The sequence below is a fragment of the Amycolatopsis sp. SB7-3 genome (assembly GCF_041021335.1).
Taxonomy (GTDB): domain Bacteria; phylum Actinomycetota; class Actinomycetes; order Mycobacteriales; family Pseudonocardiaceae; genus Amycolatopsis; species Amycolatopsis japonica.
Genome location: NZ_JBFPJQ010000005.1, coordinates 438,567 through 458,601 on the forward strand (window position 1 = coordinate 438,567; position 20,035 = coordinate 458,601).

The 20,035-nt window shown below is 68.3% G+C and carries 20 protein-coding genes; 6 read left to right on the forward strand and 14 right to left on the reverse strand.

The window, feature by feature from the left end:
- The first annotated feature begins 56 nt into the window (after positions 1–56).
- Together AB8M46_RS32235 and AB8M46_RS32240 are read left to right on the forward strand one after the other, a co-directional pair.
- Positions 57–1,031, forward strand: coding sequence for a TerC/Alx family metal homeostasis membrane protein (locus AB8M46_RS32235; protein WP_037345515.1), 975 nt, complete (start codon positions 57–59; stop codon positions 1,029–1,031).
- Between the two features lie 30 nt (positions 1,032–1,061).
- Positions 1,062–3,023, forward strand: a complete 1,962-nt coding sequence (locus AB8M46_RS32240; RefSeq protein WP_394362668.1) for a S9 family peptidase — start codon at positions 1,062–1,064, stop codon at positions 3,021–3,023.
- Positions 3,024–3,101: 78 nt separating this feature from the next.
- Here the strand turns inward: AB8M46_RS32240 and AB8M46_RS32245 are convergent, their stop codons facing one another.
- The 3 genes from AB8M46_RS32245 to AB8M46_RS32255 all read right to left on the reverse strand — a co-directional run bounded on the left by AB8M46_RS32245 (position 3,102) and on the right by AB8M46_RS32255 (position 5,740).
- A complete protein-coding gene (locus AB8M46_RS32245) occupies positions 3,102–3,758 on the reverse strand; it encodes an RES family NAD+ phosphorylase (protein WP_007028108.1) in 657 nt (218 codons plus the stop codon).
- A gap of 95 nt (positions 3,759–3,853) precedes the next feature.
- The gene (locus AB8M46_RS32250; RefSeq protein WP_037345518.1) at positions 3,854–4,435 is read right to left on the reverse strand and encodes a hypothetical protein; all 582 of its coding nucleotides are present in this window, start codon (positions 4,433–4,435) and stop codon (positions 3,854–3,856) included.
- A gap of 324 nt (positions 4,436–4,759) precedes the next feature.
- The gene (locus tag AB8M46_RS32255; RefSeq protein WP_037345520.1) at positions 4,760–5,740 is read right to left on the reverse strand and encodes a LacI family DNA-binding transcriptional regulator; all 981 of its coding nucleotides are present in this window, start codon (positions 5,738–5,740) and stop codon (positions 4,760–4,762) included.
- Positions 5,741–5,854: 114 nt separating this feature from the next.
- On the opposite strand from AB8M46_RS32255, the gene AB8M46_RS32260 reads away from it, so the two are divergent.
- Positions 5,855–7,378: an FGGY-family carbohydrate kinase gene (locus tag AB8M46_RS32260; protein ID WP_394362669.1), complete on the forward strand. Its 1,524-nt coding sequence runs from the start codon at positions 5,855–5,857 to the stop codon at positions 7,376–7,378.
- On the opposite strand, the gene AB8M46_RS32265 is transcribed toward AB8M46_RS32260, so the two are convergent.
- Complete coding sequence (locus AB8M46_RS32265; protein ID WP_394362670.1) at positions 7,309–7,992, reverse strand: helix-turn-helix domain-containing protein; 684 nt, start codon at positions 7,990–7,992, stop codon at positions 7,309–7,311. The genes AB8M46_RS32260 and AB8M46_RS32265 overlap by 70 nt on opposite strands.
- A 258-nt stretch (positions 7,993–8,250) precedes the next feature.
- Here AB8M46_RS32265 and AB8M46_RS32270 point away from each other — a divergent pair, with 258 nt between their 5' ends.
- Entirely contained in the window at positions 8,251–8,736 is a 486-nt protein-coding gene (locus tag AB8M46_RS32270; protein WP_394362671.1) for an MmpS family transport accessory protein, read from the forward strand.
- 15 nt (positions 8,737–8,751) lie between these two features.
- Positions 8,752–9,519, forward strand: a complete 768-nt coding sequence (locus tag AB8M46_RS32275) for an ABC transporter permease (protein ID WP_394362672.1) — start codon at positions 8,752–8,754, stop codon at positions 9,517–9,519.
- Here the strand turns inward: AB8M46_RS32275 and AB8M46_RS32280 are convergent.
- From AB8M46_RS32280 to AB8M46_RS32325, 10 genes are all read right to left on the reverse strand, one after another.
- A complete protein-coding gene (locus AB8M46_RS32280; RefSeq protein ID WP_394362673.1) occupies positions 9,482–10,168 on the reverse strand; it encodes a histidine phosphatase family protein in 687 nt (228 codons plus the stop codon). The genes AB8M46_RS32275 and AB8M46_RS32280 overlap by 38 nt on opposite strands.
- Before the next feature lie 18 nt (positions 10,169–10,186).
- Positions 10,187–12,055, reverse strand: a complete 1,869-nt coding sequence (locus AB8M46_RS32285; RefSeq protein WP_394362719.1) for a Na+/H+ antiporter — start codon at positions 12,053–12,055, stop codon at positions 10,187–10,189.
- A gap of 40 nt (positions 12,056–12,095) precedes the next feature.
- Positions 12,096–12,491 (reverse strand): VOC family protein, encoded by a 396-nt coding sequence (locus AB8M46_RS32290; RefSeq protein WP_037345529.1) that lies wholly within the window; start codon positions 12,489–12,491, stop codon positions 12,096–12,098.
- A 5-nt stretch (positions 12,492–12,496) separates the two neighbouring features.
- A complete protein-coding gene (locus tag AB8M46_RS32295) occupies positions 12,497–12,901 on the reverse strand; it encodes a helix-turn-helix transcriptional regulator (protein WP_198941864.1) in 405 nt (134 codons plus the stop codon).
- A gap of 120 nt (positions 12,902–13,021) precedes the next feature.
- Positions 13,022–16,111: a glycosyl hydrolase 2 galactose-binding domain-containing protein gene (locus AB8M46_RS32300; protein WP_394362674.1), complete on the reverse strand. Its 3,090-nt coding sequence runs from the start codon at positions 16,109–16,111 to the stop codon at positions 13,022–13,024.
- A gap of 122 nt (positions 16,112–16,233) precedes the next feature.
- Entirely contained in the window at positions 16,234–16,620 is a 387-nt protein-coding gene (locus AB8M46_RS32305; protein WP_394362720.1) for a YchJ family protein, read from the reverse strand.
- Positions 16,621–16,639: 19 nt separating this feature from the next.
- Positions 16,640–17,017, reverse strand: coding sequence for a DUF1801 domain-containing protein (locus tag AB8M46_RS32310; RefSeq protein ID WP_394362675.1), 378 nt, complete (start codon positions 17,015–17,017; stop codon positions 16,640–16,642).
- A gap of 72 nt (positions 17,018–17,089) precedes the next feature.
- A complete protein-coding gene (locus AB8M46_RS32315; protein ID WP_038511380.1) occupies positions 17,090–17,293 on the reverse strand; it encodes a DNA-binding protein in 204 nt (67 codons plus the stop codon).
- A 60-nt stretch (positions 17,294–17,353) separates the two neighbouring features.
- Complete coding sequence (locus AB8M46_RS32320) at positions 17,354–17,983, reverse strand: hypothetical protein (protein WP_394362676.1); 630 nt, start codon at positions 17,981–17,983, stop codon at positions 17,354–17,356.
- Positions 17,984–18,200: 217 nt separating this feature from the next.
- On the reverse strand, positions 18,201–19,454 hold the full coding sequence (locus AB8M46_RS32325; RefSeq protein WP_394362677.1) for a DUF222 domain-containing protein: 1,254 nt from the start codon (positions 19,452–19,454) through the stop codon (positions 18,201–18,203).
- A 206-nt stretch (positions 19,455–19,660) separates the two neighbouring features.
- On the opposite strand from AB8M46_RS32325, the gene AB8M46_RS32330 reads away from it, so the two are divergent.
- Positions 19,661–20,002 carry an antibiotic biosynthesis monooxygenase family protein gene (locus AB8M46_RS32330; RefSeq protein WP_394362678.1) on the forward strand — a complete coding sequence of 114 codons (342 nt, stop codon included), beginning with the start codon at positions 19,661–19,663 and terminating at the stop codon, positions 20,000–20,002.
- Positions 20,003–20,035: the final 33 nt, after the last annotated feature.

Consider the following 20,035-nt stretch of genomic DNA (forward strand, 5'->3'; position numbering starts at 1 on the left):
CGGCGGAAGAGACCTCCGGTTAGTTGCTGCTGTGCACTATCCGGAGGGTTGGTTACATGTCTGTTCCCCTGTGGCTATGGATCGCCACGGTCGGCGGTCTGCTCGCGCTGATCGCACTCGACCTGGTCATCGTCGATCGCAAGCCACATGAGGTCACCACCGGCGAAGCCGCCAGGTGGGTCGTCTTCTACGTCGCGGTGGCCGTCGCCTTCGGCATCGGCGTCTGGGTCTTCGCCGGACACGACCCCGGGGTCCAGTTCTTCACCGGGTACATCACCGAGTACTCGCTGAGCGTGGACAACCTGTTCATCTTCATGATCATCATGACGTCGTTCAAGGTGCCCGCGATCCACCAGCACCGCGTGCTGCTGATCGGCATCCTGCTCGCGCTCGCCATGCGCAGCGTGTTCATCGCCGTGGGCGCCGCGCTGATCGCGCAGTTCGTCTGGGTCTTCTTCCTCTTCGGCGCCGTCCTCATCTGGACCGCGATCAGCATGGTCCGCAACAAGGACGAAGAAGAGGAGTACGAGGAGAACGCCCTCACCCGCTGGGTGCGCAAGCTCTTCCCGGTCACCGAGGAGTGGCACGGCCACAAGTCCTTCGTGAAGAAGGACGGCAAGCGCTGGATCACCCCGATGTTCCTGGTGATCGTCGCCATCGGCAGCGCGGACCTGCTGTTCGCCGTCGACTCGATCCCCGCCATCTTCGGTATCACGCAGGAGGCCTTCCTGGTCTTCACCGCCAACGCGTTCGCGCTGATGGGCCTGCGCCAGCTGTACTTCCTGCTCGGTGGCCTGGTCACCAAGCTGGTGTACCTGTCCTACGGCCTCGCGGTGATCCTCGCCTTCATCGGCGCCAAGCTGTTCCTGCACGCGCTGCACGAGTACCACGTCGTCCCGGACTGGCTGGACATCAACAACTGGGTCTCCCTGGGTGTCATCGTCGTGGTCCTGACCGTGACGACGCTGGCCAGCCTCGCGAAGGCGAAGAAGCTGGAAGCCGCTGAGCAGGAGTCTTCAATCAGTAGTTAGAGCTGCTAAGGATCGGGTACCGTCGGGGCCGTGCGTCCCGTTGACATCGAAGCCCTGACGGTCCCCGGCATCCTCGCGCTGCACGGCGACCTGCTGCTCACCGCGGTGAGCAGGCCTGATCTGAAGACGAACAGCTACCGCTCCGGCCTGCGCAGGGTCGACCTGGGTGGTGGCGGGGAAGGGCCCTGGACCCACGGGGCCAAGGACTCCGCACCCGCCGTCTCGCCGGACGGCCGGTGGGTCGCGTTCCTCCGGGCGGGAGAGGGCTCCGGGCGTGCGGCCAAACCGCAGCTGCACGTGATGCCCGCGGCCGGCGGCGACGCGAAGCGGATCACCGATCTCCCCCTCGGCGCGGGCGCGCCGGTCTGGGCGCCGGACTCCCGCCGCGTCGCCTTCGTCGCCCGAGTGCCGGAAGCCGGCCGCTACGGCACCGAGAACGCGGACGGCGAAACGCCGGAGCCGGGTGAAGAAGCGCCGCGGCACATCAAGAACCTCTTCTACCGCGTCGACGACGCCGGTTTCCTCAACGACCGTCCACAACGTCTGTTCGTCGTGGACACCGCGGCCGCGCTGGACGAGGAAACGCCCGCCGAGCTCACGCCGCTGACCGACGACCGGGCCGACGTCGACCATCCTTCGTGGACGGACGACGGCGAGCACGTCCTGTTCACCGCCCCGCGTGACTGGGCCGCCGAAGACACCGTCCGCTCGGACGTCTACGCCGTACCCGCGGGCGGTGGCGAACCCCGGCTGCTGGTCCGGTCGCTGGGCACGGCGGACCGCCCGGTCGTCGCGCCGGACGGTTCGATCCTCTTCTACGGCACCGAGTTCTCCGGCCAGGAGGAGATCGCCCGCAACACCGGGCTGTGGCAGGCGCCGTGGCCCTCCGGTGCCGAGCCGTCGGCCCCGCGGCGGCTGACCGACGTCGAGACGGTGGACTGCGACAACGCGGCGAGCGCTCCGGTCGTCGTCGGCGACGAGGTCCTCGTCGTGGTCCGCACCCGCGGCGCCGCCGAACTGCGCGCCGTCCCCCTCGACGCCGAACTGGCCGAGCTGAAGTCGTTGCGGCACCTGGCGGGCGAGCGCACCGTGGTGAAGACCTTCGCCGTCGACGGCGACCGGATCGTCGCGGTGATCGGCACGCCCGAGAGTTCCGGCGACGTCGTCCTGTTGTCGGACGGCGAGCCGCGTGTGCTCACCGACTACTCGAAGGCGTTGCGGGACACCGGGATCCTGCCGCTGGAGGAGCTGGAAACGACCGCTCCCGACGGCTATCCGGTCCACGGCTGGATCGTCCGGCCCGAGGGCGACGGGCCGCATCCGGTGGTCCTGATGATCCACGGTGGACCGTTCGCGCCGTACGAATGGAAGGTCTTCGACGAAGCGCAGGTGCTCGCCGCCGCGGGCTACGCCGTCGTACTGGGGAACCCGCGCGGTTCCGCCGGCTACGGCGAAAGCCACGGCCGGAGCATCGTCCACGGTTTCGGCACGGTGGACGCGGACGATCTGCTGGCCTTGCTGGACGAAGCGCTCAAACTGCCCAATCTGGACAGTGATCGCGTCGGCGTCATGGGCGGCTCGTACGGCGGCTTCATGACCAGCTGGCTCGCCGCGCACCACGGCGGCCGGTTCCGTGCCGCGTGGAGCGAGCGCGCGGTCAACGCCTGGGACTCGTTCGTCGGCAGTTCCGACATCGGCTGGTTCTTCGCCGGTGGTTACGTCGGTGACGACCCCGAGGAGCAGCGCAAGCGCAGCCCGTTGACCTACGCGGGGAAGATCGACATCCCGTTCATGGTCGTGCACTCCGAGCAGGACTGGCGCTGCCCGCTGGAGCAGGCGCAGCGGATGTACGTGGCCTTGCGGCAGAACGGCGTCGCGGCCGAGTTCCTGCTGTTCCCCGGCGAGGGACACGAACTCACGCGGTCGGGGCTGCCCCGGCACCGGGTGCAGCGGTTCGACGCCGTACTTGAGTGGTGGGGCCGCCACCTCTGATCTCTCGGGTGACCGGATGCTATGAACGGTCCGTTCCTTGCAAAATTTGCAAGGAACGGACCGTTCATAGCATCGGTGTCAGCTCAGGAGCGTGTAGTTCAGCTCTTCGCAGACTCGGCCCAGCGGGACGTCCAGCCCAGGATGGTCCAGAGGGAGCAGCACGTCGGGCGCGACCGGCAGCGAGTTCCCGGCGGGCGGGTCCCACAGCGCGAGCGCGGGGCCGCCGGAGTCCATGGACGACCGGTACCAGACACCGTCGAGGTCGCCGAACGCGGCGCGGATGGCGCGGGCCCAGGCCTGGGTGATCTTCTTCGGGCCGCTGGAGATCTCCTGCGAGGCGCCGACGCGGGTCGGCCACAGGCCGGCGAGGTCGAGCAGCCGCAGCGTGCGGGTCGGCCGGACGACCACCAGCCGAGGGCCGCGGGATTTGCGGTCGACCGTCGACGTGGTCTGGAAGACCTCCGCGATGCTGGTGCGCACGGTGAGCCCGAAGTACAGGACGCCGTTGCCGGGGTCGGTGACCGGGCGACCGCCGCGACCGGGGGTCTGCGGGTCGAAGCGGCCGTGCGGGAGCGGGCCGCTGTAGCGGAACGAATTCCACTGCTGGGGGTGGTTGCCGTGCGCGGTGAAGATCCTGACCAGCCTGGTGCCGGGGTGCACCGTCACCACGTCGTTGGTGCGGTGCAGCTCCTTGACCAGGACAGAGCGTGCGGGCGGCAGGGGGAGCCGGGCCATACCTCGGGAGTCGTCCGTCCTTGTCGGGTGATCTTGCTCGGTGGGGTCAGCCTACGGCCTACCCCCGACTGAAATTCCGTCGTCGGGCAAGGATCTCAGAACGGCGAGCCCAGCGTGGCCACCAGTCTCGCGACGTGCTCGGGATCGCCGCCGGAGAGAAGCCATTGACGCGGGGTGGCGGGATGCTCGTTGATCACCAAGTCGGCCTGCGGGGTGCTCATGAACGCGGCGACGACGAGGGCGGGCTGGTCCTCGGGGACGGCACGTAGCACGACCTCCAGACCGGGCAGCACCCCGGAACCGGCGAACTGCCAGGCGGGCAACCGCCAGCCCTGGTCCTTCCAGCCGGTGAGCCTGCCCTCCTTCAGGCGGTGCCGGATACGGCTGTCGTCCACGCCCAGCGTTTTCGCCGCTTCCAGCACGCTGAGCGCCGAATCGGCGAGCACGGCGTGCGCGGCGACCGTCCGGGCACGGAAGTCCGGCTCGTCCTCGCCACGAGGGGAGAGGTCCAGGCCGACATCGGTGAGTGCGGCCCGCTGGTCTGCCGAGAAGTAGTGCGACGGGTCGGGGTTCGGTGGGGTCAGCCTCCGCGCCGCGTCCTCGACGAGGTTCAGGAACTCGTTGGCGTCGACCTTCAGGCCCGCCTTGGCGAGAACGTTCTCGAGCGCTATCGACATAGCGCCCAGGGTAACGCGTCTGTGCGGGTTCGTGCGGTCTCATCTCGATTTCGTGGGTGAATTCACCAGAGATGAACACAGAGCGCACGGAATCAAACACGTGCAGTAGGGAATATCGCCATAGTGTGCCCGGAACGGGCGAGCTTGTCCAGGACTTCGGCTTGACAGGTCGTAAGCGGGAATTTACCGTCCGAAAGGTAAACGATTTCTTCCCACCGCTTCGGAGAACCCGGCTGGTGTGGGGCCGGCTTGGGGGAACAAGGGGGTGGGGCGTTCCTGGGCGGCCGGTGCGAACCGGTCGCCCAGGCACGTCGTGTACTCGGGTCAGTCGCGACGTGAGCTCCGGCGCACGATCAGCTTCGCCTGCAGTGTGGTCGTCGTGGCCTTCCGCGTGCTGTCGCCGATGCGGGCGAGCAGCAGTTCGGCGGCGACCCGGCCCACCTCGTTCGCGGGCTGCGCGACCACCGTCAGCGGGGGATCGATCAGCGTCGTCCACGGCGCGTCGTCGAACGACACGATCCCGATGTCCTGTCCCGATCGCAGACCGCGTGAGGCCAGTGCCTCCAGGACGCCGATCGCCATCGTGCTGTTGCCGATCAGCAGTGCGTCCGGCGGTTCGGGCTCGTCGAGCAGGCTGAGTGCGGCGAGCCTGCCGCCCTCGGCGCGGAACTCGGCCCGCCGGGTGAGCGCGTTCCCCTCGCCGACGGCGTCGGTGTAGCCGGCCAGCCGGTCCTCGGCCGTGCGCACCCCGGGCGGCCCGCTGACGCAGGCGACCCGCCGGTAGCCGCCGTCGAGCAGGTGCCGGGTCGCGTCGCGGGCGGCGAGCCGGGTGTCGACCAGCACCTGGTCGCCGGTGTTCTCCAGCAGCGGCCGGTCGACGGCGACCACGGGCGTGCCGCGTTCGGTCAGCCGGTCGACGTTGGTGGCCCGGCCGGTGGGGGAGAGCACCACGCCGGCGACCCGCTCCTGGAGGGCGACGTCGATGTAGCGCCGCTCCTTCTCCTCGTTGTCGTCGGCGTTGCACAACACCACCGAGTAGCCCGCGGTCTGCGCGATGTCCTCCACGCCCCGGGCGATCGCGGTGAAGAAGGGGTTCTCCACGTCGGAGATGATGAGCGCGAGGACCGCGGTCTCCTGACGGCGCAGATTCCTCGCGAGACCGTTCGGGTGATAGCCCAATTCCGCGGCGGCGGCCTGCACCCGTGCCGCGAGTACCGGGTCCACAGTGGACTTCCCGTTCAGCGTCCTCGACACGGTCGCCGTCGAGACCCCGGCCTTCGCCGCCACGTCGTTGATGGTGGCCACCGTGACCTCCCCTTCTGCAGGTGTATTGACACCTTCGCACGGGAAGAATAGCTTGACCGACAATCGTTACCATCCGCTGATCGCGCTACTCGCGCTGAGGAGTTCGGAGGGGTCGTGGGGGAACCGGGCCTGGTGCTCGGCATCGACATCGGCACTTCGAGTTCCAAAGGTGTCCTCGTCGATTCCCGGGGCGCCGTGGTGGCGCGGACTTCCCGGCCGCACGAGACCTCCAGGCCCCGTCCCGGCTGGTTCGAACACGACGCGGAAACCGTGTGGTGGCAAGACTTCCTCTCGCTGGCGAGAGAGCTTTCGGCGGGCGCGGAGGATCATCCCATCATCGGGGTGTCGGTCAGCGGGATCGGGCCGGTGCTGCTGCCCGCCGACGCTTCCGGGAAACCGTTGCGCCCCGCGATCCTTTACGGCGTCGACACCCGCGCATTCGACGAAATCCGCGAATTGAACCGGGAATTCGGCGAAGAATCCATTGTGGAACGCGGCGGGAGCGCGCTCGGCTCGCAGGCCGTCGGGCCGAAATGGCGCTGGCTGGCCAAGAACGAGCCGGACGTGTTCGAACGGGCGAAGCTCTTCTTGATGGCGAGTTCGTTCCTCGTCCTGCGCCTGACCGGCGAGTACGTCCTCGACCATCATTCCGCGAGCCAATGCGATCCGATGTACGACCTGCGCGAGGCCCGCTGGGCGGCCGACCGGGTCGCCGCGATCGCCCCCGGCATCGACCTGCCCAGGCTCGCGTGGCCGACCGAGGTGGTCGGCTCGGTCACCGCCGAGGCGGCGGCGGAAACCGGCCTGCCGCAAGGGATCCCGGTGACGGCGGGCACGGTGGACGCCTGGGCCGAGGCGACCAGCGTCGGGGTCACCGCGCCCGGCGACACGATGCTCATGTACGGCACCACGATGTTCCTGGTCCAGATGCTCTCCGATCCGCGCCCCGGCCAGGGGTTGTGGACGACCCGCGGCGCTTTCCCCGGTACCTATTCGCTCGCGGCGGGGATGGCGACGTCCGGCGCGATCACCGACTGGCTGCGAGAGCTCTTCGGCGGCGAGTTCGGCGAACTGGCCGCGGCGGCGGGCGAGGTCCCGGCGGGCAGTCGCGGATTGCTGATGCTGCCGTACTTCGCGGGAGAACGGACACCGGTGCCGGATCCGGACGCGAGGGGCGTTATCGCCGGGCTCACCACTTCCCACGATCGTGCCGAGCTGTACCGCGCGGCGCTGGAAGGAACGGCATACGGGGTGCGGCACAACCTCGAAGCGATGCGGGAGGCCGGTGGCGGCGCGGGCCGCTTCGTCGCCGTCGGCGGTGGGACACAAGGCGGTGTGTGGACCCGGATCGTCAGCGATGTCGCGCGGATCGACCAGGAGATCCCCGCGGAGACCATCGGTGCCGCGTTCGGGAACGCCGTTCTCGCGTCCGTCGCCCTGGGCCGGGAACCGGATGTCGAAGCCTGGAACCCCGTCGCCGGAATCGTCCGTCCGGGCGCGGACGCCGACGTCTACGACGAGTTCTATCCGCATTACCGCGCGCTGTACGAGTCCACAGTGGACATCGCTCACTTCTTGGCGCGGAAGAACTCGCTCGCCTTCAGCCCGGAGAACTCCCGGCAATCCCGGCTCAAGTGAGCTTGGTCGGCGTAGCCCGCCGAGAACGCCAGCGAGGCGAGATCCGGGGCTGATCCCGCGAGACCGATGGCGCGCTGGAACCGGCTGACCCGCAGGTAGGTCGCCGGACCGTAGCCCACCGCGAGGGTGAACCGCCGCCGCAGCTGCCGCTCCCCGGTGGTGAACGGCGCCAACGCGGCGGACACCCTGGGCGGCCCGTCGTCCAGCCTGGCGATCAGCTCCGAGACCTCCCGGTCGGCCCGTCCGGCACGGCGCCGCGCGACGACGTCGGTCAGCGAAGCGGCGCCGGAGAGCACCTGCTCGGCCAGCAGTGCGCCTTCCTTGCCCCAGAGCTCGGCGAGGGGGACACGCTGATCACGCAACTCGTCGGCGCCGAGCCCCAGGACCTCGCCGGCCCTGCCCGGGACGAACCGAACGCCGCGTGCCCGTTCGCCGGTCTCCCAGGTCCAGGGCGCCGTGTCCGGCCCGGCGACGAAGACCTCGCCGCCGCATTCCACGAGGTCCACGCAGCAGTCGGGCACGATCCGTTTCGGCGCTTCGCCCGCTTCCTCCCACAGGCAGCGCACCACGTCGTCCAGGCCGGGCGCCGTCGTCTCCCGATACACGGTTGTCATGATGCCCCGGGGCCACGACAGAATCAGGCCGCGTCCGACACGGGGCTCGTCGATTGAGGCGGTGTCACTCAAAGTGAGCTATTCGGCTCACTGTGTTTACGCCGATCGCTCCACGACCAGGCACTCTCCACTCACTGGGACACCCAAAAGGGTGAATATCGGGTTTCTTCCCGATAACGGCTAACGCGGAGTCACCTTCGAGCGAGAAGTAGTCGACGCACTCGACGGAAGTGCGCTCGGACGAGAGAAGACCTCTCCATGGGTGTTCCCACCGCGACCCCTCCGGCATCGGCGCCGGAGCAGGGTGCCCCCGGCAGGCTGAAGCCGCTGGGGACCGTCGTGGTCGTGCTCGGGGTGGTGGCCGTCGCCGTCACGCTGACCAGTTACATGGTGCCGAAGGCCTCGCGCCCGGTGCAGAGCCCGCCCGCGCCGCGGGTCGAGCAGGCCGCGGCCGCCGTGCGTACCGTGATCCACTCGGTCGTCTACGAACTTTCCGGTGCGAAGGGCGCCCAGAACGTCACCTATGTCGCGCAGGGTTCCGAACTCCTGCAGAAGACCGACGTGCTGACGCCGTGGAGCACCACCTTCGAGCGCGAGAGCCAGGAAGGCCGCGACGAGTTCTACAGCCTCTCCGCGCAGGGTTCGGGCAGCGGCGCGTTGCGGTGCCGGATCCTCGTCGACGGCGAGGTCGTCAGCGACCGCACCGCCCCCGCTCCTGGTGCACCGGTGACCTGCACGTCCTAAGGCAGGATCATCCGGGTGACGGATGGTGCGATCGAGTTCGGCCCGGTGCTCGCCGTGGTCTTGGCCGTGCTGGCGATCTTCGGCGCGGCGGTGGTGCAATTCGGGCGGCTGGGACAGGGCAAGGCGGTGTTGTTCGCGGCCGCGCGCGCCGTCGTCCAGCTCGCCGCCGTGTCGCTGGTGATCGTCGGGATCCTGAAATCGGGCTGGCTGACCGGCGGTTTCGTGCTGCTGATGTTCACCATCGCGGCGGTCACCTCCGCACGGAGGATCGGCGTGGCGAAGGACCTCGCGTGGGTCGCGCTCGCCATCGCGTCCGGGGTGGTCCCGGTGCTGACGCTCGTGCTCGCGACCGGGGTGGTCCCGTGGCGGCCCATCGCCGTCGTGCCGATCGCCGGGATCGTCATCGGCGGCGCCATGTCCGCGACCTCGCAGGCGGCGAGGCGGGCCCTGGACGAACTCGTGGCCCGGCACGGCGAGTACGAAGCCGCGCTGGCACTGGGTTTCCTTCCCCGTCCGGCCGCGCTGGAGATCTGCCGTCCCTCGGCGGGGCACGCGCTGATCCCCGCGCTCGACCAGACCCGGACCGTCGGCCTGGTGACCCTGCCCGGCGCCTACGTCGGTGTCCTCCTCGGTGGCGCCGGGCCGGTGCAGGCCGGGGTGACGCAGGTGCTCGTGCTGATCGGGCTGCTGGCCGCCGAGGCGGTCGCGGTCCTGGTCGTCGTGCACCTGGTCGCGGCGGGCCGGATCAGCCGAAAGGCGACTGAAGATGCGACGTGTCGTTGAACCGCCGCACCATCCAGTTCTCACCCGACACCACCAGATGGGAGATCGAGCCGTTGTCCGCGCCGAGGAAGGCGAACCGGTTCGTCGCGCCGCTCGCCTGAGCGAAGACCTCGCCGATGACACCGCCGTGGGTGAACACGGCGATCCTCCGATCCGGGTTGGCCGCCGCGAGCCTGCCGATGGCCGCCTTGATCCGCCCGCCGAACGACTCCATCGTCTCCGCGCCGGGGATGACGTCCCAGCGCTGTTCGCGCCACAGCTCTTCGACGATCGGATGACCTTCGTGGGTGTAGCGCCGGAAGAGGCCGTTCTCCCAGTCTCCGAGGTGGATCTCCCGCAGGTCCGGCTCGACTTTCGGGGTGAGCCCGAGCTTCGCCGCCAGCGGTGCCGCGGTCTGCGGCGTCCGGCGCAGCGTCGTCACGTACAGCGCGGAGATCCGTTCGTCCGCGAGGCGGCGGCCCACCCGCTCGGCGTGGTCCCTGCCCTCCGGCGCGAGATCCGGATCGGCCTGCCCGTCGACGAGTTCGAACGGGTTGTCGCCCTTCGCCGGAGCGGATTCACCGTGGCGGACGAGGAAGATCTCGGTCGCGCCCGGCGGAGGTGAGAACCGGTGCTGGCGGTATTCGACTTCCTGCTCAGGGGTACTCATACCCCGGACCCTACCGAGCTAGCCGAGCTGTTTGTCCACGAAACACCAGCGCCAGGTCTCGCCGGGCTCGTGGCTGCGCATCACCGGATGCAGGGTGTCGTGGAAATGTTCGGTCGCGTGTTTGCCCGGCGACGAATCGCAGCAGGCGACGTTCCCGCATTTGACGCATTCACGCAGGTGCACCCAGGTCATCCCGTTCTCGACGCAGACGGCGCACACGTCGGGGGAGCTGGGCTCGACCGGCGGCCAGTTCTTGGTCAGATGTTTGCAGGATCCCGCCGTCGCGGCGGGGGTGCGCAGTTCCCGATCGGAGTCCGGCACGGTCTCCTCCTCCCTGTCCAGCATGGATTCCTCGATGTCGAGGCGTTCGAGGATCCGGCGCAGGACATCATCATCGGCCATTCCGGAGTCGCGCGCCTCCAGGAACTTCTCCCGTTCGACTTCGAGCAGCCTCAGCCGCAGCCGCCGGTACGCGTCGCTCGGTGTTTCGGTCAGCGCGCTCTGCCTGCCGAGTTCCTCCCACGCCGAGTCCGAACGGTGCTGGAGCCGGCTGCGCAGCCGCTCGACGATGTCCTCCGGATCCTCGGGGGTCCGGATCTTCTCCAGCTCTTCGAGCGCGGCCCTCGTCATGTCGTGGAGCACGGCCGCCTCCTGCAGCGCGTCCTCGGCCGGGTCGGGCGGCGGCAGTTTCAGCCGGCGGACCAGCACCGGCAGCGTCGTCCCGTGCAGCAGCAGTGTTCCCGCCACCACCACGAACGCGACCAGCACCAGCACGGCCCGCTGCGGGGTGTCCGCCGGCAGCACGAACGCCGCCGCGAGGGTGACGACGCCGCGCATCCCCGCCCAGGCGATCACGGCCGAGTACCGCCACGGCCAGGCGTGACGGCGGAACACCCGGCGCGCCAGGCCGATCCCCGCCATCCAGGCGATCCGGGTGACGATCGTGGCGGCCAGCGTGGCGGCGCAGATCAGGATCAGTTCCAGCGCGGTCAGCCCGCTGTCGCCGACCTCGGTCATGATCCGGCGGACCTGCAGCCCGATCAGCAGGAAGACGATGTTCTCCAGCAGGAACTGGATGGTCTGCCAGTTCAGCCTGCTGGCCAGCCGCGAGCGGCCCGAAAGCATGCTCGGCGCCTTGTGCCCGAGGATCAGCCCCGCGACGACCACGGAGATCACGCCGGAACCGTGGATCGCCTCGGCGGCCAGATAGGCGACGAACGGCACCACCAGCGAAAGGGCGGTGTCGGTGACCGGATCCTCGAGCCGGGTGCGGATCAGCGCCGCGAGCGCGCCGACGGCGAACCCGATCACCAGGCCGCCGCCCGCGGCCAGCAGGAAGTCCCCGCCGACCTGCAGCAGGCTCACCGAACCCGCGATGGCCGCGATGGCGGTCCGCAACGCGACCAGCGCGGCCGCGTCGTTGAACAGGCTTTCGCCCTCCAGCAGCCGGGTCAGCTTGCGCGGCATCCCGACCTTGCGGGCGACGGCGGTGGCCGCGACCGCGTCCGGCGGCGCGACCACCGCGCCGATCGCGAGCCCGGCGGCCAGCGGCAGGCCGGGGATCACCAGCCACGCCACGACCCCGACCGCGGCCGTGGTGAAGATGACGAGCCCCACCGACAACAGCAGGATCGGCCCGCGGTTGCGGCGGAAGTCGATGAGCGACGTGCGGATCGCGGTGGCGTACAGCAGCGGGGGCAGCAACCCCAGCAGCACGACCTCCGGGTCCAGTTCGTACTCCGGGACGCCCGGCACGTACGAGGCGACGACCCCGACCGCGATCAGGCAAAGCGGCGCCGACCAGTCGAGTTTCCGCGCCGCGGCGGTGACCAGGAGGACGGCCACCACCAGTGCCACGAGTTCTACCGCGATCTCCACGCCGCTCATCATCACCCGGGAGGCTCAGGGCGCGCGCACCGAGGCCCGGCTACCGCTCTTCGAAACGCACCAGATTGCCCGCCGGATCGCGGAAAGAGCAGTCGAAGGCGCCGTAGGACTGCCGGACCGGTTCCTGGACGACGTCGGCACCCGTCGCCTGGATCCGGTCGAAGGTGTCGATCAGATCCGGGGTGGACAGCACGATGATCCCGTGGACGCCCTTGGCCATCAGTTCGGCGATCGTCGCTCGCTCCTCGTCGGTGAGCTCCTGATCGGCCGCGAGCGGCCGGAGCACGAGCGACGTCCCCGGCTGCCCCGGCGGGCCGACCGTGGCCTGGAGCGGGCCCTCGTCCCGCACTTCGAAGCCCAGGATGTCGCGATAGAAGGAAACCGAAGCCCCGAGATCGTCCGCGGGGAGGTAGGACGCCTGAATCGAGAGGGTCATACGACTCAAGGTAGGTCGGCGCGCGGCGGCGTCGCTTCTCGATTCCTGATCGGTCGCATGACCTGTTTGACGACGCAGCCGGGCATGCCCCGGCCGTCTTCCGCTGCCTGCTTGCGGTACGCGCTCGGCGAGATGCCGACCAGTTCGGAGAACCGCGTGCTGAACGTGCCCAGCGACGAGAAACCGACGTCGAAGCAGACCTCGGTGACCGACATGTCCCCGCGCCGCAGCAGCATCATGGCCCGCTCGATCCGGCGGGTCATCAGGTAGCTGTAGGGCGATTCGCCGTACGCGGCCCGGAACTCGCGGCTCAGATGCCCGGCGGAGACGTGCACGCCGCGCGCCAGGGCTTCGACGTCCAGTGGCTGCGCGTAGTCGCGATCGATCCGGTCGCGGACGCGGCGCAGCATCGCGAGATCCCGCAGGCGCGGGTCGGGTTTGCCGGTCACCCGGAAAGCGTAACCCACGCCAGACGCCGAAAGGCCCCCTTCGCCGGGCGGCGAAGGGGGCCTTCTCAGGCGACTCCCGGACTAGAGGGTGATCTTGTCGACGTTGGGACCGCCGTTCGGCGTGGTGGCGACGGCCTTGATCTTGTTGACTCCCGCCGCCAACGTCACCTTGACGGTTCTCGTCGTCCAGTTCGGCCAGGCCCCGGTGCCGCCGAAGCCGACGCCGGACGCGCTGATCGAGCCGTTGACGGAGAAGTCGAGCGGCCGGTTCGCCGTCGTGCCGTTGGCGTACCGGACGACGACGTCGTAGGTGCCCGCGGCGGGCACGTTCACCGTCCACTCGACCGAGCTGCCCGCCACGTTGTCGTAGTTGACGAACCCGGTGCCGGTGAACCCGGCGTGGTTGGACTCCACCGCGCCCTGGTCGATCGTGGCGTCCTCCGCCTGGTAATCGACCGGGTCGCTCGGGGCAGAGCCGTCGGCCGGAACGGTCTGCGTCCCGGTGTTCCAGCCCGTGACCCGCACCGAAGGCTTGGAGCCCTTGAGGTCGGCCGTGCGGTACTTCGCGGTCAGCGTGGTCGTTTCACCCGGCCAGAGGCTCACCGCGTTGTCGTTCCACTCCACCGGCAGCACCGGCTTGCCCGCGGCGTCCACGACCTTCGAGTCGACGTAGAACGCCGGGAGCTTGCCGCCCGAGGTGTTCTTCAGCGTCACGGTGGTCGTGGTGGTGCCGTCGGCGCCGGCGACCGACTTCGCCGTCGCGCTGACGGCGGACTGGCCGAGGTTCTTCAGCCCGGTCAGATCCGCGTAGCCCGACTGGGGCGTGTAGTACCAGTCGCTGCCGCCCCAGTTCAGCGTGTCGGCCTTGGTGGAGAGCCAGTACACGTTGCGGCTGACCTCCTTGCCGGACGAGTCGGTGAGCACCAGCTTCGCGAGGTAGGTGCTCGACAGCCCGCTCACCGCCGGGACGGTGACCGCGGTGGCCTTGGCGCCCAGCGCGCCGACCGACAGCCCGGTCTTGGTGTTGCTGTACTTCTCGGTGCCGTCGAGGTTGTACAGCTTCGTGGTCGCCGTCAGCCCGCTCACCGCGTTCGACGTCTGGTTGATCACCACGACCGAGCGATTGTCGTGCGAGTACTGGATGTGCAGCGGCTCGTTGGCCTTCTTCGCCCCGTAGTAGGCGCCGTTCTGGTCCATGTAGGCGTCGAACAGCTGCCAGTGCAGCGAGGTCCACGGGCTGTTGAGCATCCAGTAGATCAACCCGGTCGACGGGTTGGTCGAGTCGGTGTAGTTGCGCGAGTGCGACTCGAATTCGGCGCGGACGTTCTCGTACTGCGCGAGCTGCGCCTTCCGCACGAAGTCGTTCAGGTCGGCGGGTGCGCCGTAGCGCTTGGTGAGCGCGTTCCCGAACAGCTTCAGGTTCCCGAAGGTGTCCGAGGACGAGCGGTGGTACTGCGCGGCCGACGGATCCTTCCACATCGTTTCCAGCTCACCGGCCGACATCATCCGCTTCAACGTGTCCATCGTCGGGATGTCGACGCCCGCGCTGGTCTCGGAGTTGAAGCTCCACGCGCCGCCGCGCTCCTTTTGCGACTTGTCGTACCAGTAGACCGGCGGCACGTAGTCGTACGGACCGTTCATCTTCATCCCCGAAGCACCCGTGATCGGGGACGGCCGCTTCGACGCGGACGGGATGACCGGCGGCAGGAAGTCGGCGGCCTTCATCGCGTCGAGGTAGCCCTGCTCGATCCGCTTGTCCGGCGCGAAGTCGGAGCCGATGTGGAACGAGATGACGCTCGGGTGGTCACGCAGGCGCTCGGCCTCGGAGAACATCGACGCCTTGGCGATCGGGTAGTCCGACTCGACCCACGGCTCGCCCTTCTCCTCGCCGTTGACCTGGCCTTCCCACTTGTCGCAGCATTCCCAGCCGGGCATGGTCAGCACGCCGAGGTCGTCGGCGAGGTCGAAGAACTCGTCCGGTTCGATATGGCCTTCCAGCCGGACGGTGTTGAGCCCGAGGTTCAGGACGTACTTGAGCTTGTCGGCCGCCGCGGTCTCGTTCCAGCGCAGGAACAGGTCCGGCGTGTAGCCGCCACCGCGGATCAGCAGCGGTTTGCCGTTGACGCTGTACTGTCGCGCGCCGCTGGAGTTCAGCGGCGCCTTGACGTCGCGGACACCGAACTTCGACTTCGAGGTGTCCGACGGCGTGCCGCCGACACTCGCGGTGAGGTCGAGTTCGTATCGGTGCTGTCCGCCCATCCCGGCGGGCCACCACAGGTTGGGCTTGTCGAGACCGACGATGGGGAAGGTGACGGTCTTGCGCTCCTTCGCGGCCAGCGAGACGGTCTGGCTGACCGGCTTGCCCGCGACCGTGCCGGCGACGGTGGTCTGCACCGCGCCCGCCGAGTCGTTGCGGACGTCGGCCTTCACCGTGAGGTCGGCGTGGTCGAGCGACGAGTTCAGCTTCTGGACGACGTGGGCGCTGCGCAGCGCGACCGGGCCGCCGCGCCGGACGAGGACGTCGCGCACGATGCCCATGTTCTGGTCCGGCGGGGTCTGCGCCCAGTCGATCCAGCCCATCGAGAGGTCGTTGTTGGGGTCGTTGGGGTAGACCTTGAACGCGACACTGTTGACGCCCTGGCGCACGTGCTCGGTGATATCCAGGTCGTGGCGGGTGTAGGCGCCGTTGACCTGGTCCTTCGTCGCGACCCGGGTGCCGTTGACCCAGACGTCGGCCTTGGAGAGCACGCCGCTGAAGTCGAGGTACGTGCGCTTCGAGGTGTCCTCGACGTTCAGATCCGTGCGGTACCACCACGGCACCGCGAACTGCGCGGTCGGGACGTTCTTCATGTTCGTCGAATAGAACGGGTCGGCGTACTTGCCGTTCTGCAGCAATCCGGCGTAGACCGTCGAACGCGACGACACCGGGTACCAGCCTGCGGTGGGGAAGCCCGGCTTCGACACCGCCGAATCATCGCTGACCTGCGCCGAAGACTGGATCACGAAGCCGGGGATCGGGGTGGCGTCGCCCGCGGCACCGACGGACAGCGGGGCGGTCACCTCCGCGCCGGTGGCGACGGGGGCGGTGGTCACCCCGCAGACCGCGGCGGCCAGCGCGGTGACGGTCATGGCCAGTAACGGGATCCGGGTTCTCTTCTGCCGAAAACTCACGAGCGCGCCTCCTCGGGCACACGGCGGCGGACCTGGGCGGAAATCGTTAAGAAAGTTCCCTAACAATGTTGGGGGAGATAGTAGCCGTCACTTCGCGCGGGGAACAGACCCTTGCACCGGACTCAGCCGACGGGCGCCACGTACAGCCACTGCCCGTCGACGCGGACGAAGTGGCTGTTCTCGTGCATGCTGTCCGCCCGGCGATCCTGGCGATAGTGGGCCCGGAACTCCACGGTGCCCTCGTTCTCCAGTAGTCCGCCGCCGGACTTGCCGAGGATCTCCAGGAACGTCCAGCGCTGCCCCGGGTCGAGTTCGAGATCCGCGGGCCGCGTCTTCGGATGCCAGGTCTTCGTGAGGTACGCGGTGTCGCCGACGGCGAACGCGCTGAACCGCGACCGCATCAGGAGTTCGGCGGTCGGCGCGGTCGCGGCGCCCCGGTGGAAGCGGCCGCAGCAAACGCCGTAGGGCTCGCCAAGACCGCAGGGGCAACGGGAATCGTCGGTGATCACAGGCACGCCGCCGATTGTGTCATCGTGCTGTCGCGGCGCTTTCGAGGTTTCGGGCCTGCTTGAGCCACCCGGCGAAGAGGTCGGCGTCGATGTCGTCGACCGAGCGAAGCTTGACGTGCGCCATCTCCCGCGCGCTCGGCTCCAGCCTGCCGGACTCGTCGTCGACGAGCTGTCCCTTCCAGAGCGCGAAGGTGACGTACGACGAGTACGCCTTCATCAGGCAGACGAGGTTCTTGCCGACGGCTTCGCCGGCGCTCCAGGTGGGGGAGGCGTGGTACATCGCCTCGATGGAGCCCGACAGGGCGGCATTGACGATCGGGCGCAGCGCGACGGCGACTTCACGCAGGTTCTCGGGCAGAGCGGCGATGTAGTCGTCGACGTTCGCGAACTTGGCCATGACTGGATCCCTTCGGTCGGTGTGCTGCGCTCAGCAAACCGTCCGAAGGGTCAAGTTGTCAAGACAAAAAAATTAGTCGGTGGGTTTGAACGTCTGACCTCGTGTTTCCAGGGCTTCGCGGATGATGCGGAGCGCTTTGGGGCCGACGCCGTGCAGGCTCGCGAGCTCGGCTTCGGTGGCGCGGGTGAAGTGCTCCAGCCGGGTGTAGCCGGCGCCGGTGAAGGCGCGCGTCGCCGGTTTGCCGATGCCGGACGGCAGATCGGTCTGTTCGTCCATGTGCCCTCTTCGATCAGTGGCCGGTCCTGGTCGCCTCCATTGTGGATCGCCGGTAGCGGGTCAAGGCGAGGGGAACTCGACGGCGACCTCGACCGCGGTCTCCAGCGTCGTTTCGCTCGGCCGCCCGGACGCGGGGGCTGCTTCGGCGATCACGACGAGCCTCTTGGCCAGACGGGAGTCGTAGTTCTCGCCGGTGAAGCGGCTACCGGGTGAAGCTTCGCCGAAGAGGAGGACGTTGCCGGTGCCGTCCTTGTCGATGAGCCGCTTCAGGTCGCTCGCCTCGCCCGCCTTCGGCATCTTCACCCACGCGACGGAGACGTCGATGGTGTTGCCGGCGCCGTCGTCGAGGGTGACCAGCATGCGGTCGAGATCGACGCAAGGGTGGTGCAGGAAGAAACGCTGGACCTCGCCGAAGGAATGCGGTCCGCATTTGAGTTCCCGCTTGGCTTGCTTTTTGAGCCTGCGCCAGCCCAGTCGTTGCCAGGCTTCGGAATGGCGCCCCTTTTGCGCGGACTTCTTGCTGGAGCTTTTGCCTTTGAGGGCTTGGCTCGCGGCGGAATCGAGAGAGGTGGCGGTGCCTCCGCCGATGCCGTTGGTGGCGGCCACGACCACTCCCGTCGCGACCAGTGCGCCCGCACCGTACTTGTATTTGATCCAACGGCCGTCCGGGCCCCGCGGTTGATTCACCATGACGCGTTCCGTTCCCTCCCAAGTCCGGAATGGACGATCTTGCTCCAGGCTCTGCGGAAGAGCCGAGAAGTGTTGAGCCAATACGCCCGAATGGCGCAGTCGGGCGTCGGGTTTTCGCCGGTACCGAACAGTTTCAGGCGTGATGACGGCGATGTAGGGTGTCGGTGGGCATGCCGAGGGACCCGTCGCCTTGGGTGGCTGGCGGGCTACTCGGTGCTCAGATGTGGTGCAGGGTGTTGCGCCTGGGTTGTCGGAGTGGGTCCCGGTATTGGGGTGGGATGAACTCCGGTAGCCCATCGGCGGCCATCCGTACTTGCCAGTCGCCGTGGTGAATCAACCGATGATGGAACCCGCAGAGCAACACGAGATTCCGAAGATCCGTCGGCCCGCCGTCTGCCCAGTGATGAACGTGGTGGGCGTGGCAGTTCTTGGGTTTCCGGTGACACCCAGGGAATGCGCAGCCACCGTCGCGGATGTTGAGTGCACGTCGCTGCCCTGGGGTGACGAACCGTCTCAGGCGTCCCATATCCAGAGGTTCACCCGAGGCACTCATGACGACCGGCAGCATGAGGCAGTCGCAAGCGGCGAGCCGGGCTTCGCGGGCGGTCATCGTCCCGACGAAGTCGAGGCAGGCGGTGCCGAGGCCGGATTTGAGTTCCTCGAGTCCGATGGTGACGTGGACGAGGGTCCGGTAGCCGCTGGTGCCGGGCTGGTCGGGGCAGGCGACCGCCAGGTCGAGGAGTTCGGCCCAGGCGTCTCCCAGGCGTTCGCATTTCATCCGCAGATCAGCCTGACCGAACTCGTCCACCGGGCGTGGCTGGGCGTGTGCCTCCAAAGCGGCGGCGGTGCGGGCCCCGGTCTCGTCGTCGAGGAGGCCGGTGAGTTTCCAGAACCCGTCTTTGCGGCGTTCCAGGGTGATTTCGCGGCGTGGTTCTTTGGGTTCGGGGTCTTTGGGTTCGTTGCCGTCGGGGTTGAGCCAGTCCTGCAGTTTCGCTTCGGCGCCGGCGAGCTGGCGGGGCCCGGCATTCGGGGCAAGCTCGGCCAGGATCTTCTCAGCACTCGCCCGATCCTCAGCGGAGGTGTCGGCGGGGAGCCGTTTCAAGATCTCCAGGATCTGATCAATCCGCTCATCCCCGACCAATCCCTGAGCCGCGACCGCGGCAGTCGCGGGAGCAACGGGCGGAACCTCGGTTCCATCCAAAGCCCGGGTGGAATTCAGGGCGATCGCCCGCTTCACCACCGCGCCCGCCTCACCCCGAGACAACCCTGCAATCTCCGCGAACCAACTGGCCGTACTCCCATGCCCATACAAGTCTTTGACACCACGAGACTCGATCTCCGCCAGAAACCGCCCCAAACACGCGGTCGCCATCCGGATCACCTGCAACGACTGCAGCACGCCATGAGCAAGCTCCAGCTTGCCAGCGCGCCACAACTCCTGCGGCAACTCGGGAAGGAAGGTCTCGGACACAACTCCATAATACCCGAAAAATCGAACACGTGTTCGTAATTTTAAGCGACAAGCCAACTCGCACCGATAACACGGAAGGGTGAAATGGCCACCAATGCCGAATCACCCTGCGAAGCCAACCTGCGCATTTAGTCGACTAAATGCGGGGCATCGAGCAAAGCGAGTAGCCGACCGAACGCGAACAGCAGTCGCCTAACATCCACACCATGACGACAAGCACCACGACCACAGTGGAACTGACCCGCTTCAAGGTCCCCGCCGACCGCGCGGACGAGCTCCTCCAGGCCCGTCCCGCGATGATCGCCGACTTCCGGGCCGACAGGGAGGGCTTCCTGGACGCCCAGCTGATCCGGGTCGACGACGAGACCTGGCTCGACGTCGTGTGGTGGCGTTCCTCCGAGGACTTCGCCGCGTCCCGGGAGAAGGGCGCCAACCTGCCCGGGATCAAGGCCTTCTTCGCGCCGATCGCCGAGCTGGTCTCGGCCGAGGAGGGTGTCACGGGCGACCACATTCCGGGACGGGAAATATCGCCGCCACCAGTCCGTTGACCAGGGGGAACGAGCAAGGTCACGGAAGGGATC

Excerpts from the sequence above, each read along its gene's own strand:
- AB8M46_RS32285 (WP_394362719.1), bottom strand. The coding sequence starts at position 12,055 with ATGAGCGGCGTGGAGATCGCGGTAGAACTCGTGGCACTGGTGGTGGCC.
- AB8M46_RS32330 (WP_394362678.1), top strand. The coding sequence starts at position 19,661 with ATGACGACAAGCACCACGACCACAGTGGAACTGACCCGCTTCAAGGTC.
- AB8M46_RS32310 (WP_394362675.1), bottom strand. The coding sequence starts at position 17,017 with ATGGCCAAGTTCGCGAACGTCGACGACTACATCGCCGCTCTGCCCGAG.
- AB8M46_RS32315 (WP_038511380.1), bottom strand. The coding sequence starts at position 17,293 with ATGGACGAACAGACCGATCTGCCGTCCGGCATCGGCAAACCGGCGACG.
- AB8M46_RS32265 (WP_394362670.1), bottom strand. The coding sequence starts at position 7,992 with ATGACAACCGTGTATCGGGAGACGACGGCGCCCGGCCTGGACGACGTG.
- AB8M46_RS32270 (WP_394362671.1), top strand. The coding sequence starts at position 8,251 with ATGGGTGTTCCCACCGCGACCCCTCCGGCATCGGCGCCGGAGCAGGGT.
- AB8M46_RS32245 (WP_007028108.1), bottom strand. The coding sequence starts at position 3,758 with ATGGCCCGGCTCCCCCTGCCGCCCGCACGCTCTGTCCTGGTCAAGGAG.
- AB8M46_RS32290 (WP_037345529.1), bottom strand. The coding sequence starts at position 12,491 with ATGACCCTCTCGATTCAGGCGTCCTACCTCCCCGCGGACGATCTCGGG.
- AB8M46_RS32235 (WP_037345515.1), top strand. The coding sequence starts at position 57 with ATGTCTGTTCCCCTGTGGCTATGGATCGCCACGGTCGGCGGTCTGCTC.
- AB8M46_RS32280 (WP_394362673.1), bottom strand. The coding sequence starts at position 10,168 with ATGAGTACCCCTGAGCAGGAAGTCGAATACCGCCAGCACCGGTTCTCA.
- AB8M46_RS32250 (WP_037345518.1), bottom strand. The coding sequence starts at position 4,435 with ATGTCGATAGCGCTCGAGAACGTTCTCGCCAAGGCGGGCCTGAAGGTC.
- AB8M46_RS32320 (WP_394362676.1), bottom strand. The coding sequence starts at position 17,983 with ATGGTGAATCAACCGCGGGGCCCGGACGGCCGTTGGATCAAATACAAG.
- AB8M46_RS32295 (WP_198941864.1), bottom strand. The coding sequence starts at position 12,901 with ATGCTGCGCCGCGTCCGCGACCGGATCGATCGCGACTACGCGCAGCCA.